This is a genomic window from Gelidibacter algens (genome assembly GCF_001678675.1).
GTDB lineage: Bacteria > Bacteroidota > Bacteroidia > Flavobacteriales > Flavobacteriaceae > Gelidibacter > Gelidibacter algens.
Window position 1 is genome coordinate 43754 of sequence record NZ_LZRN01000005.1, and the last position, 15719, is coordinate 59472.

General features: G+C 38.3%; 12 protein-coding genes. 3 read left to right on the plus strand and 9 right to left on the minus strand.

Annotation, left to right across the window (positions count from 1 at the left end; all coding sequences use genetic code 11):
• Nucleotides 1-142 precede the first annotated feature (142 nt).
• The 4 genes from A9996_RS03380 to A9996_RS03395 form a co-directional block, all read right to left on the minus strand.
• The gene (locus tag A9996_RS03380) at nucleotides 143-595 is read right to left on the minus strand and encodes a nuclear transport factor 2 family protein (protein ID WP_083993830.1); all 453 of its coding nucleotides are present in this window, start codon (nucleotides 593-595) and stop codon (nucleotides 143-145) included.
• A gap of 216 nt (nucleotides 596-811) precedes the next feature.
• Entirely contained in the window at nucleotides 812-1735 is a 924-nt protein-coding gene (locus tag A9996_RS03385; protein ID WP_146608925.1) for a hypothetical protein, read from the minus strand.
• Between the two features lie 278 nt (nucleotides 1736-2013).
• Entirely contained in the window at nucleotides 2014-3102 is a 1089-nt protein-coding gene (locus tag A9996_RS03390) for a hypothetical protein (protein ID WP_211272627.1), read from the minus strand.
• A gap of 258 nt (nucleotides 3103-3360) precedes the next feature.
• Nucleotides 3361-4203, minus strand: coding sequence for a helix-turn-helix domain-containing protein (locus A9996_RS03395; RefSeq protein WP_066430881.1), 843 nt, complete (start codon nucleotides 4201-4203; stop codon nucleotides 3361-3363).
• A gap of 1369 nt (nucleotides 4204-5572) precedes the next feature.
• On the opposite strand from A9996_RS03395, the gene A9996_RS03400 reads away from it, so the two are divergent.
• Complete coding sequence (locus A9996_RS03400) at nucleotides 5573-7345, plus strand: ABC transporter ATP-binding protein (RefSeq protein WP_066430882.1); 1773 nt, start codon at nucleotides 5573-5575, stop codon at nucleotides 7343-7345.
• 44 nt (nucleotides 7346-7389) lie between these two features.
• Here the strand turns inward: A9996_RS03400 and A9996_RS03405 are convergent, their stop codons facing one another.
• From A9996_RS03405 to A9996_RS03420, 5 genes are all read right to left on the minus strand, one after another.
• Nucleotides 7390-8187, minus strand: coding sequence for a glycosyltransferase family 32 protein (locus A9996_RS03405; RefSeq protein ID WP_066430889.1), 798 nt, complete (start codon nucleotides 8185-8187; stop codon nucleotides 7390-7392).
• 892 nt (nucleotides 8188-9079) lie between these two features.
• Complete coding sequence (locus A9996_RS20415) at nucleotides 9080-9475, minus strand: hypothetical protein (RefSeq protein WP_248912313.1); 396 nt, start codon at nucleotides 9473-9475, stop codon at nucleotides 9080-9082.
• 32 nt (nucleotides 9476-9507) lie between these two features.
• Nucleotides 9508-10233 carry a porin gene (locus tag A9996_RS20420; protein ID WP_248912314.1) on the minus strand — a complete coding sequence of 242 codons (726 nt, stop codon included), beginning with the start codon at nucleotides 10231-10233 and terminating at the stop codon, nucleotides 9508-9510.
• A 276-nt stretch (nucleotides 10234-10509) separates the two neighbouring features.
• On the minus strand, nucleotides 10510-11412 hold the full coding sequence (locus A9996_RS03415; RefSeq protein ID WP_066430890.1) for a phospholipase A: 903 nt from the start codon (nucleotides 11410-11412) through the stop codon (nucleotides 10510-10512).
• Nucleotides 11413-11438: 26 nt separating this feature from the next.
• The gene (locus tag A9996_RS03420; RefSeq protein WP_066430891.1) at nucleotides 11439-12986 is read right to left on the minus strand and encodes a hypothetical protein; all 1548 of its coding nucleotides are present in this window, start codon (nucleotides 12984-12986) and stop codon (nucleotides 11439-11441) included.
• 147 nt (nucleotides 12987-13133) lie between these two features.
• Here A9996_RS03420 and A9996_RS03425 point away from each other — a divergent pair, with 147 nt between their 5' ends.
• Together A9996_RS03425 and leuC are read left to right on the plus strand one after the other, a co-directional pair.
• Nucleotides 13134-14309 carry a 2-isopropylmalate synthase gene (locus tag A9996_RS03425; RefSeq protein ID WP_083993833.1) on the plus strand — a complete coding sequence of 392 codons (1176 nt, stop codon included), beginning with the start codon at nucleotides 13134-13136 and terminating at the stop codon, nucleotides 14307-14309.
• 1 nt (nucleotide 14310) lies between these two features.
• Nucleotides 14311-15693, plus strand: a complete 1383-nt coding sequence (leuC, locus tag A9996_RS03430; protein WP_066430895.1) for a 3-isopropylmalate dehydratase large subunit — start codon at nucleotides 14311-14313, stop codon at nucleotides 15691-15693.
• The last annotated feature ends 26 nt before the right edge of the window (nucleotides 15694-15719 follow it).

Here is a 15719-nt window from a genome sequence, read left to right on the forward strand (position 1 = left end):
TCAAGCAAATAAGCGATATCCGAGGACAATGAAAAATCCGACTCGGCTAAACTCGGCAAGAGAGGAAAGATACTTGCCCTAGAGGGGGTTTCCATGTTTAATCACGTTGAGCAGCAGGTACCCATTGACATTTAAATCAAAATTATTCAACCGATATAATTGTTGCCTGCCTGGCCGTTAGCCGCCAACTGTTACCATTTTTTATCCAAATATTGGTGTATCGCCTTTTTACCGTTTTACCTGCATTGGGCATTTTTCCGGTGGGCCTTAAAGTCTCATTGCCCATGGCAATGGCTATATCTCCGGTAAATGTTACCTTTTCGGTAACCCGGTCAAAAGATTCGAGGTCAACCTTTCCATTCCTTATAAGTTGCTTGAGCTCTTGAAGGGTTGTAATTTTATTGGTAGGTGCATTTACCACAAAAGTTGGGGAGAATAATTTGTATAGCGCCGTGGTGTCCTTTTTTAAAAATGCTTCCCTTTGGGCATTTTCAAGCGTTCGGATTTGCGTTTCTTGGGAAGATTGTGCCAAGCTGGAAGAAGAAAAGAGTATCATGGTTGTAAGGAAGAATGTTAGGATCTGTATCTTTTTCATGAACTTTTGGCTTTTAAATGTTATATTTTTATCCCCTCGTAACCAAGGTGCTGACGTTCTATTTGGGCAATTGAAATTGAATTTTTTTTAGCCGCAATCAATCTGTACTCGGCACAGCAGAAAGATGCTCGCGCTAGCAGGGGGCTCTTGTGAGGGTAATTTGATAAATAAGCGGTTTGTTATTGTTGGGACGTTGATTTTTATGGCACTGAAAATTTATAATTTTTTTGCACTCACCTTGATTATAGGTCCTGGAAAATGTGTCAACTCCACCTGAAATTTAACATCCCCTAACGGTTCTATCCATTCTGCAGTTGTTCCGGCGATAGAAGGGATTGATATAAAACCAAGATACGCAGGTGTTCCGTTATATTTTGGCGACATTCTTCGTATGAAAAGATAAGGTGCACCAGGCAGACCCCGATTCCATTCAGTTGGTATAACATATTCCAAATAATAGTCCCAACTGCTTCCGTTCAAGCCATAGGCTAGTTTAATACCTAGATTGGCACGGGCACCAGGTCTGCTGATTGGTGCTAGCGGAAGCGTTATACCTTCAGGCTGGCTCATCCAACCGCCGTTATCAAAAAAAACTCTGCGGTCATATATCCAACCTTGCTTTATCAAATGTGGAAGGCATATGGCAGGACCGAAGTTGACCTGCCATTTGGGGTGAACAAATGAACCATTCTGGCTCATAATGCAGCATGGATCCTTATAATCAGTTTTTAAATCTGAATCAACGTCGTGATCCATAGCAAATACATGTCCCATTTCGTGAGCGGTTATATCTCCATCATACGGAGGAGTCAGACACACTGTTTTTTTGTCACTGCTTCCATCAATCCATGTAGGCCACCAAGGTTTTAGTGGATCGTCATCTTGCCAGGTTGGTGTTCCTGGAGGACGTTGGGGATCATCGTTTGACCAATTATGCGTTACAATTGCTATTTGACTGTGAAATCCATCTACAGGATTGAATCCAATACCCTTTGCAGCCTCAATCGCAAGATTAACCATCGCAGTGCGACCAATACCACCTGCCTGACTTCTAGGTATACCAAGTTCTATCCATTGAGAGATCTGGCTTCCAGTAACATCAATAGCCGCCAACGATGCATCACGCCAGTACTCAATCAATCCTCCGGTACCCCCAGTGAATATTTCACGAAAAAATCTTTCGGTGGGTATTTCCATATTAGGATTTGGTGATTCTCCTTTAAACCTGCAAAGGATAATTGCCCAAGGTCGATTCGCTGATACTCCTTCTAGCATCTTTGCCATAAGAGATCTTACTGAACATGAATTAGGTTTAAATCTATTATTAAGTTCCCTAATGCATGTAGTTCCAGTTGTTGGTAGCGAGCCGTTGTTTCGTAAACGCTCTACAATCTGCAATAATGTCATGACGGAAGTTTTTATTGTAATACTACCAAAATCGGTATCAATCCTTTACCCATTTTTAATGTTCCCAATGCCTTTCCTATAATTGCTCCGAAGGCTTTAGATGGATCAACTGCCTTCATAGCATAGCCAGGAATATTTGAAGTTGTAAGCATGTCTCCCATTTCAATAGCTGAAGAATCAGCATCAACTTTGCAGTATACTTTGCCCATTACGGCAATAGGTTGTCTGTTATTTTTGTCATGTTGTTTATCAAGAGTGATGCCCGGCTTATAATTACCGGCACCTGAAATTACTCCTACAACTTTTTTATCATATTCTTTTGTGCTGGGTTCCAGGGCATCTGTTTCCGTTAAAACCATTACCTCACCAGGCTCAACTTCTTTTATAACATTAAAATCTTCGGCAAAATCAGCACCAGGGCAGCACACATCCCGTGCAGTTAATAATCCAGTTACTTCAACGTCACCTTCAAAAAAGCCAGCGAGTTTTCCGCCTTTCCCAAAAACCCCTATGCCACTTGTGCTTGTCCCCAATACACCAACACCGGCACCTTCAGTTTGTCCCCAGACACCGTTCCCGCTCGTACTGATTCCGACAACACCCTCGGCCTTAGTAGCCCAACCTTCCACGCCTCGCCCTTCAGTAGAACTTCCCCGAATCCCAGCCGACGTTCGGCTAGCAGCCCGTAAACCATAGTCGGTATCGCTCAAAGCCACCACACCTCGGCCGCTCTTTGATTCTCCAAGTACTCCAGGTGCGGTTTCGCTGATGCCATGAATTCCATTACCACTTATACTTGTACCCCTTACACCATCTCCAACACCTCCGGCTTCACCTTCTACACCACTACCCTCGGCAGAACTGCAACGGGCAGCCGAAAGTGTTCTGCTCACTGCTCTCAGGCCATAGTTAGTATCGCTAACGGCCACTACACCACGACCAACCTCGCTAGTTCCGTAAACTCCATATCCATTCTGGCTGTGACCGTGGATACCTTTGCCGCCATCATGAACATAAGTTGGACCAGTTCCAGTGAACTCTCCTTTTACTGCGGGAGCATCAACTTTTGATGAATTCCCATTTACAATTTTGTCTGCCATGTTAATGTTTTTAAATATTTGAAATATAGTTTTTTCAAGAACCTGAGTTTCATTATCCGATCCACATGAAACTATTTCCCGTATTTTCAATTATCCCATCTATACCGGCTATCATCTGCGAATTACTCAATTATTCCCTCAGCTTTGTTATCCGAGGGAGTTGATAATGAAGGTAACAGCAAATTTATTTGAATTCAACTCCTCCAAAATTAGAACCTGATTTCAAAAAAAAATAGTATAAACACGACAATCTTTTGCCTACGTTCCTAACGGACTTATATACTCTCGTTCGGCTAAGGGAGTCTGTTTTATGAAGGAAACTGGCGAGTTTCCGGAAAACCGCTTAAAGTCCTTGACCAAGTGCATCTGGTCAAAATAACCGCATTCATGGGCAATAGAGGTCCAATCTTTTTGAGGATATTTTAGTTTAATCTCAAAGGCGTGATTAAAACGAGTAACACTGCAGAAGAGTTTTGGTGGCATACCAACCTCTTCCAAGAAATGGCGCTCAAAATTCCGTAAGCCCATGTTAGCATAATTGGCCAATTGCACAACATTAGTTGGTTCGGTTCTTTTAAGTACCAAATCAATAATAAAAGAAATGGCGTCAGTATGATTGCTCGATTTTTGTTTTCTTAGCCAACCCAGAAGAAAGGTGTCGGTCAAAAGCCCTCTTTCAGATAGGTTTTTTGCGGTACAGAGTTGTTCAAAGAGGTAGCTTATTGTTTTATTAAAAATATCTTCAGCAGCAATTATATGATTGGTAAAGCTATTTGGAGGCAGACCGAAAATTTTATTGAATCCATTAGGCTTAAAGCATATTTCAAAAAATGAATAAACGCCATTGAAAGTTGCCATCCCTAAATAACGCGTGGCCAAACCTGTAACATCGCAATAAGTTCCGGTTTTTACGATTTGTTCCGTTTGCCAGTCGATCAATTTAATCGGTTTAGCCTTAAAGAAGAAGACCATTGTCATTTCATGGGCTGCGCGCCATGGCTTTTCCATGTTCTTGCCATTTGTGTCAAATTCCAGATAGGAGTAGCAACGGACAAAAGGGGCCAATTCTGAAGAAGGTAATATTTCAGATGTAGTAATCACGATTACAAATTTTTATAGTATTGTAAAATATGTTGCCAAATCAGTACTCTTAAAGGATTCCCAATAATCTGTTAGCCGAAAAGGAGGTCTTTGATCCCAAATAGGTTTTTTTGCAAGGCTATTAATTTCAAATCATCGCTTAAATCAGTAGGGCTGGGCCAATTACATGTAATTCGCTTTTTTTAAACGTCATTATTTTTGCTACTAACTTGTGTTAATTAACTTTTTAAAGGATTTTCAGAAAGCTTAGTTCAATTAGGTGTAGGTTGTTGGGGTAATGTGCCTGCCATCTAAAAAAGCGGCTATTAAAAGATGTTTGCAGGCAAAATTTGCAATGTCGGACGAAGAAATGAAGCTAGGTTTGGAAGGGTTTAAAATATCACGTTCTCATCCAAACTTCTTTATACTTGAATATTTGAATAGTTTGTTGATATATTCAAATTAAAGATAATTTTTTTCCGTTTCTATTTACATAAAAATTGTATAGATGGTAGGGTTTATTGGACAATTAGTATAGAGCTCGGTGCGGTTAGAAAATGTGACTCGGTTTAGGGCCGTATAATTGAAGCTTTGTGGAGCATTTTTACAAAAGCACAAAATATTTTTCCCCAGCGATAGTTCTGGTCTACTTAAGTATTCTCGTTCATTACCCTTTAGCGAGACACTTAAAGTAAATTTAAAACAGGTTTGCGGATAAAATTTCAAGTGCGGCCTAAGAAAGCAAAAGCCTACCAAAACTGTAGAATTTCATCAGGGAAGGTGAACCAATTTTGGTTTAAAAATTGGCCCGTTTGGCAAGAAGCCAGATCCACTTTACCACGCTGATAACAACCACAAGGACAACGACGTTAATTTCAAAATTATCACGGAACCTTTTCTAGATACCACCAAAAATTCGAAATCAGGGAAACCCAAGAATATGCAGCCGAAAATATTCGATTTTCATTTACCTCTTTGGATCTGTATTTTTAGTGAAGGACGCTTTAGAATGAATGCGAAACCAAAACCGTCATTGCACATCATTATTTCAGAACGATTCACGTATTAAAACTCCGAAATTAATTCAGTGCATTTCCTTCAAGTGGTCCCAAATGGTGGTCGGCCACCCATTAAGTTATTTGCCGTTATGGCGAGTATGTTGTCAAAAAATTTAAAAACTATTTTCTAAATCTTTTTTTCCAACAATTGCCGTTATTTCAACAATGTCATAATCTATTCCAAAATACAACTCCAACTAACCACTCTTCCATTTCTTTAAATAGTCTATTTGCTTATTAAATTTTCATGGCCAACACTCTTTTAATTAAGTCTGCTCATTTAACCTGGCTTTAATGAGTATTTTTGCCATTTATATTAGTTCTCAAGAAATATGCAACATCTAAAAGAAACATCAAAGATTACCGATAAATCACAGCCAAAAGTCACTATGAAACAGGCTTTCAAAACGATAATTTGGCCTAGGCGAAATTTAGTTTTTATTGGTTTAATCCTGATTGTTATTAAAAGTTTGTCTGGTCTCATTTTACCTTGGCAGAGTAAAGTATTACTAGATGATGTGGTGCCAAATAAAGATTACTCACAACTCTATACCTTAATTGCTATAGTCATAGGTGCCATAACCGTACAGGCTGCGACATCATTTTTATTGACCCGAATATTAAGTGTCCAAGCACAATACCTGATAAGTGAATTACGATCTCAAGTACAGAAAAAAGTACTGTCGTTACCTATTAGTTTTTTTGATAATACAAAATCAGGTGCGCTGGTTTCAAGAATAATGAATGATGTTGAAGGCGTCCGAAACCTCATCGGTACAGGTTTGGTGCAATTGGTAGGCGGTTCATTTACGGCTGTTGTGTCCTTAATTATTTTGATAAAATTAAATGCGTGGATGACACTTTTTGTATTTGTGCCCCTCTCAATATTCGGGTATATCGCATTGAGAGCCTTCAAATATATTCGTCCAATATTTAGGACGCGTGGCAAAATTAATGCCGAAGTTACCGGAAGGTTAACGGAAACACTTGCGGGTGTTCGGGTTATTAAAGCATTTAATGCAGAAGAACAAGAAAATATAGTTTTTGAAAAAGGGGTGGATAAATTGTACCAAAATGTCAAAAAGAGTTTAACCGCAACCGCTTTAATGACCAGCTCTGCAACCTTTTTAATTGGAGTCGCCACAACTGGAATTATGGGAATGGGCGGCTATTATATGATGATTGGTGAAATGACCACCGGAGATTTTTTATTCTTCACCTTAATACTCGGTTTTATGATTGCGCCCATTGTACAAATGAGTAACATCGGCAGTCAATTAACAGAAGCATTGGCCGGTTTGGATAGAACTGAAGATCTCATGAACAGGACGGCTGAAGAAGATAACCAAGAGAGAACTATTCAACTGCATACCATAAAAGGGGATATTGAATTTAATGATGTTTCATTTTCTTATGAAGAAGGAGAAGAAGTTTTGCATAACATTAGTTTTAAAGCGGCAGCGGGATCTGTGACTGCTTTAGTGGGAAGTTCAGGTTCTGGAAAATCGACTATTGCGGGATTATCGGCTACATTTTTAGCACCAAAATCAGGTCAAGTCACTATTGATAATCAAGATTTATCAAAAGTTAAATTAAGTACCTACCGTCAATATTTAGGTGTGGTATTGCAGGATGAGTTTTTATTTGAAGGAACGATTCGTGAAAACATCATGTTCCCAAGACCAGATGCCACCGAAGCAGAAGTGCTAAATGCCGTAAACGCAGCTTATGTCAACGAATTTACCGACAGGTTTGATGCAGGTTTGGAAACCTTGATAGGAGAAAGGGGTGTGAAACTTTCTGGCGGTCAACGTCAACGCCTGGCTATTGCGCGTGCTATTTTGGCAAACCCTAAAATTATTATCCTAGACGAAGCAACTTCAAGTTTAGATACCGAAAGTGAAGCTTTAATTCAGAAAAGTTTAGCAGAACTAATTAAAGACAGGACCACTATTGTTATTGCCCACCGTTTAAGTACCATTAGAAAAGCAGATCAGATTTTAGTTATCGAAGCTGGACACATTGTAGAACGTGGTACACACGAGCAATTGATTGCTAAAGAAGGTAGATATTATGAATTATATACCTATCAAGCGAAAATATAAGTGATTGGGAGCGCATAGGAAGTGCTAGTCTGTGTTGTACACTCTTATAATGACAGTTTCTTCCTATGTGTAGACCAAAAATACTTTAAGAAATTTCGCAGTTGTCTTAACCTCAGATGATAAATAATTTTTTCTGCGCTTCCAACGCCTATAGTTCGCATTAATTTTCGTCTTAGTTTGGAAGACAGAGGCAACCAATAACTAGAGAAATGATGGATTGTGTAGGTGTTATTTGTTACCGAGATTTTTCCAGTTTCTATATCTTTGGGACTAAAATAGTGGTATGGAAATACACAGAATAAACTTCCGTTTTGATGTAAAAGGTTCACCTCTTCCATTTTATCAGTATCCATAATTTTAATTTCTCTCATCAAAGCTATCCGTGATTTCATAATTGAAGGCAATACAGCCATATCAAAAGAGCCATCTTCCTTTACAAAAGGCCTATTGTCATAATGCTCCATAATACTCGCGATCCATTGAGCATTCTTTTCGGCACCAAAAATAGCTGCTTCTATACCTTTAGTTTTTTCTGAGCCTATAAAATATGGTAGATGAAGAAGATCGTCAAAAGTTTTCAAAACCTCTACATCACAATCTAAGTAAATACCACCATAGGTGTAAACGGCATATAATCGGATCAGATCAGAAGCGAATGCATATTTTCTAGTTTTTAAGGCTTCTTGCGTCCATAAACACTTAATTACTTCTGATCTTTTGGCATCCCATAATATAAATTCATAATCAGGGAGTATGTTTCTCCAAGAGGCCAGGTTGTGTTTTACGGCTGGTGTAAATTCTTGCCCACTTAACCAGCAATAATGAATTATTTTTGGAATCATTAATTTTTTTTTTCAGAAGTGTATAACTTTACAAATTAGCGGGTGTTCTAGATCTAGCGTTTTAGAAATACCCTTCGTATTAAATGATCTTTTAATAGTTTGAACTGCGAAGCACATCATGAATGCTTAATTGTACATTGCGATATTTACATATGCACCATAGTGATAAATTAACGCCATCGTATTTGTTCTTACCAAGGTGTTTTCATGACCGTAGTTCTATTTAGGCGAATGACATTATTATCTTTTTGCTTTAAATAAATTCACAAATTCGTTTATCAATAATGCTGATAACGCGCCAATAGCAAATATTGAGATAAACGCTACAGTTCGGATATTCTCGCTGCCTGTCAGTCTTGTGTAATTTACTAGTGTCAACACTAATAATACTGCAATAATTAGTCTTCTTCTCTTTTCCACAGTGCTAGTTTAATGAGTTGATTTGTGATACTCAATACCCTTTTTAGATTTTCTAAATGCCATAAAAAATTGAAAACCTATGTACAGCCCGGTTCCGTTTACCTCTATTTTTAAATATGTTGTCCAAATTCAATTTCTTATGATTAAAGGTATTAAATATTTTGAAGTGTAAAGCACATCCTTAATGCCTATTTATGAAATAGTTACGCTACTGATATATTGATAATTGCCCTTTGGTTTTAGAGGGCAATTTTTTTCAGTTTAAAGGCAATCCTAAACATTCAAATAGATGTAAAACTGTTGGATACTCATAGTCATTGTGCGATTGAAGCTACAGGATATGATCATTATAAATTGGCCGGTTTTTTACTAGGGTTTAATTCATGTAAGCTTATCCCGTTACTCGTAAGTTCTCAAATGGGTTAGCTGTGCAGATAGATTTAGCTCTTTACACATTGAGTCTGTCGGTCCTCTATAATAGGGATAGGGGCGCAATAAAGCCAACCCTTACTTCATTTCTGTTATAATTAGATGCACCCAAATTTTCTACGGCATAATTTGTATAATCATAGTACCGGCCAATATAAGCAAAGAAAAACCGAACATCTATGCTTTTAAATGGACTGTAATATAAGGTGGGGACCATGCCATAACTCGTTCTGAGGTGCTGGTTATCACTTCTGACATTGGCATAGGCACTGCTGGTCATGAGGCTCAATAGTCCTTTAAATTTTGGGGATAATTGGTATTCTGCTCTTAACCAATTTTCGATATACAGTGCATCCTCAGCCACCGTGTCGCTACCGAGAATAGTTGTCACAATACCCTTCGTATCGATCTCTTCAAAGCTGTAATTAAAGTCATACATTAGGGTGAGGTTATGGTTCTGGTATTTATGGCCTAAAGTAAAAAAATAGGTACCTCTTTTTTTACCTGGTTGGAATAGCTCAAGCTATAAATGGTTTGTAATTTGTCATCGAAAAAGCTTCCACGCCAGTTTCCAACAATTGCTACCGGCCAATCAGGTTCCTGGATGTTTTCCGCAACTACATCGCCATATAGGTCTTCATAAAGCATGGTACGCGAGTTGAGCACCTGGAATCCGAATTTGTGATATTTTGAATTTTGGTAGGTAATTCCGGCCCCGGTAACAAATGCCAGGGCATTGCTTTGAATATCATTATATTCCAGAACATCCATAGCTTTGAACTCGTATTCATAACCCCCGTAAAACGCATAGGTTTTTCCTAGTGCAATAGTAAGTGTCGGACTTGCTTTAATGTCAATGTAGGCCAATTCGATATTGCTGCCCAGTTGATCTAACGATTGCACATCGCCGCCTTTGTTAAAGCGGTTTCTAAAATGAAAGTTTAGCCTTTCGTGTAGTTTAGCAGAAATTCCCAACGCTGTGAACCCATTTTCAAACTGAATCCCATTATAATAACGGTCCCCTCCCCTAAAGGTATAGGCCTGAAACTCCATGCGCATATCGAAGGTGATAGATAAATTTTTTAAGTGGTTTTTCTTTTCTATGGAGATAACAGGTTCAACCAGACTATCGTTTATCTGCGAGAATCCCAAGAAAGGGATTAATAGAAGCACGCTTATAAAAAATGACTTTATCATAAATTAATAGGATTTACAATTCAAACTTTAGCTGGACTGTAGGCAGAAGTGCCACCATTCCATGCGTTTGCTTAAATGAGTATACATTATTTTAGATGTAGCCTTATAAATTTACTAAATTTTAATGGAATTAAAGTATAGACTAAGCATATGGGTTCATCATCTTCTTTTGAACACTATGGTTTCTTGTTTCGGCAGCTGCCATTCTTGATAGTTCCATAGGGCATTGAGAGCCGTTAAATTTTAGTCACCCTATTTTAGGACGAAGCGTTAATTCTACCACTCCACAAATGAAATCCCGAGTCCTATAGTTGTTTGATAATGGTTATAATCAATCAAATTTTCGCCATAACCACTAAACACCTGTAAGTGGCCTCTCAGATTATTTCTGATAGGATACATATAATTGAATTGGATGCTGCCGTGATTTTCGTTAAATGACAATGAGTTGCGCCACAAAAGATCTAGGCTATGACCATTTTTCTTATAAATCACGTTGGCTTCGGCACGCCCCACATAATCTTCAATTTTTGGGTTGTCATCTTCTTCTGAACCTGAACCAATTCTTAGCCAAGGTTTGAGATACACCTGAAAATTATCGCGCTCTACGGCAAAATGCAACATCACCCTGTTCCAACTTCTTGAAATGGGATCTGCTCTTCCGTTAGATTGATGATTGAATCCCACCCCAACCATTTTACCCTTAAATCCAAAAACATTAAAGGTTAGTGGAAAGATGGCAATTAGCTCTGGTTCATAATTAAGTTCCCTGAAAGGTCGTGAAAGCTTTTTATTGTAAACCTGCCAATTGGCGGTTTGCGTATATCCCATCCAAAGGTCGCCTTTGCCGAATAAAAAGGATTGTAATACTTTGGTTTTAAAGCTGAGCTGAAACTTGACTTCTGTTGACTGATAGTCAATAGGCTCTTCAAAGGCAGGTTCTGATCCGATACTTTGAGGTTGCTTATTAATACGATTGCTCCATTGCAAGGGCAAAATATAAAATGGTTTATAAGAATTGAGTCTAAATGTTCCATTTTTATCTTTCTGATCAAGTTCCCAAGATTCAGACAAGGACTTGGTTACAATGGAATCTTTTTTCTTAAACAGACCTTGGGCATGCAAGCTATATGAAAATATCAACAACACTATAAATAAAGAAAGTCTTAAAAGGCGCATAAGTTTAATGTATGAATATTAATGTTTTAAGAGGAAAATTGGGTCACATATTTATCTCTAATGATTTGTCCAACAGGTTTGTTTTCAATTTTGCTTTCTAGCCAAGAAATAATATCCAAATATAAAAAGGCGCGACGTTCATAAGGGTGGTCTTCATAAGTTTTTAAGGTTTTGTGAAGTTCTATAAACGCATTTTTCAAATCATGCGGATAAATATCCTGCAAGCCTTTGATAAATTTTATCATCTCCTTTTGAACCTTGTACAAATCATTGATTTTCAAAAGAAATTTATAGGTGCTTTTTAGCAAACTTTCCATATGATAATCCAAGCCCGCCTCATAATGGGCCACCAAATTTAAAACCCTTGCAAAACACTGCAAATCTTCACGCATGGATAAAGATTTATTGGAAATAATTTTATCGAGATAGAAAATACAGGCCTTATTATTTCCAGCACCAAACTGCATGCTGGCAAATTTATAGTAAAAAATCATCTTATGGTGATCATCCAGACGGCTATTAAATTTTTTGAATCTATTTTCAATCCGTGGGATGAGGTTCAGACCTTCATCAAAACTGCCATCGATAAAATGTTGATTGATTCTGTGAAAATTAAGATACAAGAACACTAGAGCTTCTACGTTTTCATCCTTTGGAAAATCTGGCTGTTCCAATTGGTCTTCCAATATTTGAAGCTGTTTTAAAAACCTTGGCTTGTTTCTGATAAAAAATAGGGATTCCAGTAGATAATTATTGCCCTTTAAAAAAAACACTGGGTTTAAACTGATCATATGCGGATTGTCATAGAACAAATTGACCCATTTTGAGGCGTACTTATAGCAGTTTAAAAAATCCTGAAGCAAAAAGCTATACCATAAATAGGAATTATAAAGCCATAATTTTTCTCTGAAACCTATTTTAGCGAGTTCAAATTTTGGCAGTCGATCATTAAAATATGCAGTAATCTTTTGCCCTTCCTCAGCATCTTTTACATACCCAGTTTTTAAGATAATACTGTATAATTGCAGAGATAAATTGGAGAGTTTACTTGTAATCACATTCAACTCGCTCAATTCTTTGGCTTGCACCGTCAGCTCATCAGCACGGGTGCTGATACTTCTAGTTATATATTGTGATTCTATAATTTTTTCGAGCTCCACAATCTCATAGGCAAGATTTTTTTCTTCATGCTGAATGGCAACTTCTTTGGCCTTTTCAAGAATTTTTAAACTCTGTTTATAAAGGCCCTTATGGTACAAGATGGAAGCAAAATCAAGTTGTTCCCGTATTTGGGAGCGAATGTTTTGATGTGATGGATTGAGTTTTAAGCTAATTAAAATCTGCTTATACAAATGTGCTTTTACGTTTGCCAATTGCTGTTTTTTGACAATTCCCGTTTTTATAATAGCCGTTTCATCATATGTATTGGCTTTATCCAAAAAGTTAAAAAGATTCAAAAATTTGGAGTCGGCATTCACACCAAGACGTCCCACATAGAGTTTAAATTGTCGTTTTTCTGACTTGGTCAGTGATTTTACCAACTGAAATAAATTATCTTTTTGCTCCTTAGTCATCACGTTAAATCAGCTTTTAAGTATGTGTCTGTCAAATAGTTGTAATGTTAAAAATCGACTGAACATCGTAAAATCAAAATCCTTGGAAATCTCAATTTGAATCCAAAGTATACATTAGCTAGTCAATACGAAAATAAAATGCAACAAATGTCTGATAATAATGTTCAAATTTTTGATACCACTTTAAGGGATGGGGAGCAAGTTCCGGGATGTAAACTTAATACCAAGCAAAAATTGATAATTGCAGAGCACCTCGAAAATTTGGGTGTAGATATCATTGAAGCTGGTTTTCCGGTTTCGAGTCCTGGCGATTTCAAATCGGTAGAGGAAATCTCAAAACTGATCAAACACACTACCGTTTGTGGATTGACCCGTGCGGTTGAAAATGATATTAAAGTAGCGGCGGAAGCTTTAAGATACGCGAAATATCCACGAATCCATACCGGTATTGGCACCTCAGCATCACATATCAAATATAAATTCAATTCCAATCAAGATGCCATTATAGAACGTGCTTTTGAGGCTGTCAAATTTGCGAAATCCTTCGTGGAAGATGTCGAATTTTATGCGGAAGATGCGGGACGTACAGACAACGAATTTTTAGCACGCATTTGTGAAATGGCCATTAAAGCCGGAGCAACCGTGTTGAATATTCCAGACACCACAGGGTATTGTTTGCCTAGTGAATATGGCGCAAAAATAAAATATTTAAAAGAAAACGTAAAAGGTATTGAAAAGGCCATTTTGTCCTGTCATTGCCATAATGATTTGGGATTGGCGACTGCCAATTCTATTGAAGGCGTCATCAATGGCGCAAGACAAATTGAATGCACCATTAACGGTATAGGCGAACGTGCCGGAAACACGGCACTTGAAGAAGTGGTGATGGTGCTGAAACAACACCCGTATCTCAACTTAGACACCAATATCAAAACACAAAATTTGTACGGTATCAGCCAATTGGTTTCTGAAAGTATGGGCATCTATACCCAACCCAATAAAGCTATTGTTGGTGCCAACGCGTTTGCGCACAGTTCTGGGATCCATCAGGATGGGATGATTAAGAATAGAGGAACTTATGAAATCATAAACCCAGCTGATGTTGGGGTTACAGAATCAGCTATCGTATTGACCGCGAGAAGTGGTCGTGCAGCCTTGGCTTACAGAGCTAAAAATGTGGGTTATGAATTGACAAAATTGCAATTGGATGATGTGTATGCCAATTTCTTGAATTTCGCTGATCAGAAGAAAGAAGTCAATGACAAAGATATCCATCAAATCATTGAGACCAGTAAAGTGTATCAACAAATAATTTCAGCGTAAGATGGGAAAAACCTTATTTGATAAAGTTTGGGATGCACATGTGGTCGATAAGATAAAAGACGGCCCACAAATCTTGTACATCGATAAACATCTGATTCATGAAGTGACGAGTCCGCAAGCTTTTAATGAGCTTGAAGAGCGCCAGATTCCAGTATTCAGACCGAACCAGATTGTGGCCACGGCAGACCATAATACACCAACCTTAAATCAGCATTTACCAATAAAGGATGAGCTTTCAAGAAAACAGTTGGAACAGCTTTCTGAAAATTGCAAGAAGAACAATATTACCCTCTATGAGCTAGGGCATAAATATAACGGCATTGTACACGTCATGGCTCCAGAATTAGGGATCACTCAACCCGGAATGACCATTGTATGCGGCGACAGCCATACCTCAACACATGGTGCTTTTGGTACCATTGCGTTCGGTATCGGCACCAGTCAAGTAGCGCAGGTTTTTGCAAGCCAATGTTTACTGCTTACAAAACCAAAGAGTTTGAGAGTCACCGTTAACGGAACGTTGAGAAATGGCGTGCTTTCTAAAGATGTTATTCTTTATATTATTTCTAAAATCGGCACCAATGCTGGCACAGGCTATTTTTGCGAATACGCCGGAGATGTTTTTGAAAATATGTCTATGGAAGGCCGCATGACCGTTTGTAATATGAGTATTGAAATGGGCGCTCGTGGTGGGATGATTGCTCCTGATAAAACTACTTTTGAATATGTAAAAGGACGTGAATTTGCACCAAAAGGTGAAGTCTTCGATAAAAAAGTGGCCTATTGGAAAACCTTGCCAACAGATGCTGATGCCACATTTGACAAAGAATACCATTTTGATGCCGAGGATATTGAACCGATGGTGACCTACGGCACCAATCCGGGAATGGGCATCAAAATTTCTGAGTTTATTCCAGAAACCAGTGACGCCTCTTTCGAGAAAGCTTTGGAATATATGGACTTCAAAAAAGGGGAGACCTTGATTGGCAAACCGATTAATTTTGTTTTTATAGGAAGTTGCACCAATTCAAGAATAGAAGATTTTAGGATTGCTGCAGATTATATTAAGGGCAAACAAAAAGCAGATAATGTTACAGCATGGTTAGTCCCTGGAAGCAAGCAGGTAGAAGCTCAGATTATTGAAGAAGGCTTAAAAATCATTTTTGATGATGCCGGATTTGAGTTGCGCCAACCCGGTTGCTCAGCATGTTTGGCGATGAACGATGATAAAATTCCGCAAGGCGAATATTGCGTTTCGACTTCCAACAGGAATTTTGAGGGCAGGCAAGGGCAAGGCGCGCGTACTATTTTAGCAAGTCCGTTAATGGCCGCTGCCACTGCGGTTGAGGGGAAGATTATTGATATTACGAAACAATTGAATTAAAACAGTAACTAACCTATAAGGTTTTT

Bases quoted from the DNA above. Each gene is read 5' to 3' on its own strand.
- A9996_RS03380 (WP_083993830.1), bottom strand. From the start codon at position 595: ATGAAAAAGATACAGATCCTAACATTCTTCCTTACAACCATGATACTC.
- A9996_RS03390 (WP_211272627.1), bottom strand. From the start codon at position 3,102: ATGGCAGACAAAATTGTAAATGGGAATTCATCAAAAGTTGATGCTCCC.
- A9996_RS03400 (WP_066430882.1), top strand. From the start codon at position 5,573: ATGCAACATCTAAAAGAAACATCAAAGATTACCGATAAATCACAGCCA.
- A9996_RS03405 (WP_066430889.1), bottom strand. From the start codon at position 8,187: ATGATTCCAAAAATAATTCATTATTGCTGGTTAAGTGGGCAAGAATTT.
- A9996_RS20415 (WP_248912313.1), bottom strand. From the start codon at position 9,475: ATGTATGACTTTAATTACAGCTTTGAAGAGATCGATACGAAGGGTATT.
- A9996_RS20420 (WP_248912314.1), bottom strand. From the start codon at position 10,233: ATGATAAAGTCATTTTTTATAAGCGTGCTTCTATTAATCCCTTTCTTG.
- A9996_RS03415 (WP_066430890.1), bottom strand. From the start codon at position 11,412: ATGCGCCTTTTAAGACTTTCTTTATTTATAGTGTTGTTGATATTTTCA.
- A9996_RS03420 (WP_066430891.1), bottom strand. From the start codon at position 12,986: ATGACTAAGGAGCAAAAAGATAATTTATTTCAGTTGGTAAAATCACTG.
- A9996_RS03425 (WP_083993833.1), top strand. From the start codon at position 13,134: ATGTCTGATAATAATGTTCAAATTTTTGATACCACTTTAAGGGATGGG.
- leuC (WP_066430895.1), top strand. From the start codon at position 14,311: ATGGGAAAAACCTTATTTGATAAAGTTTGGGATGCACATGTGGTCGAT.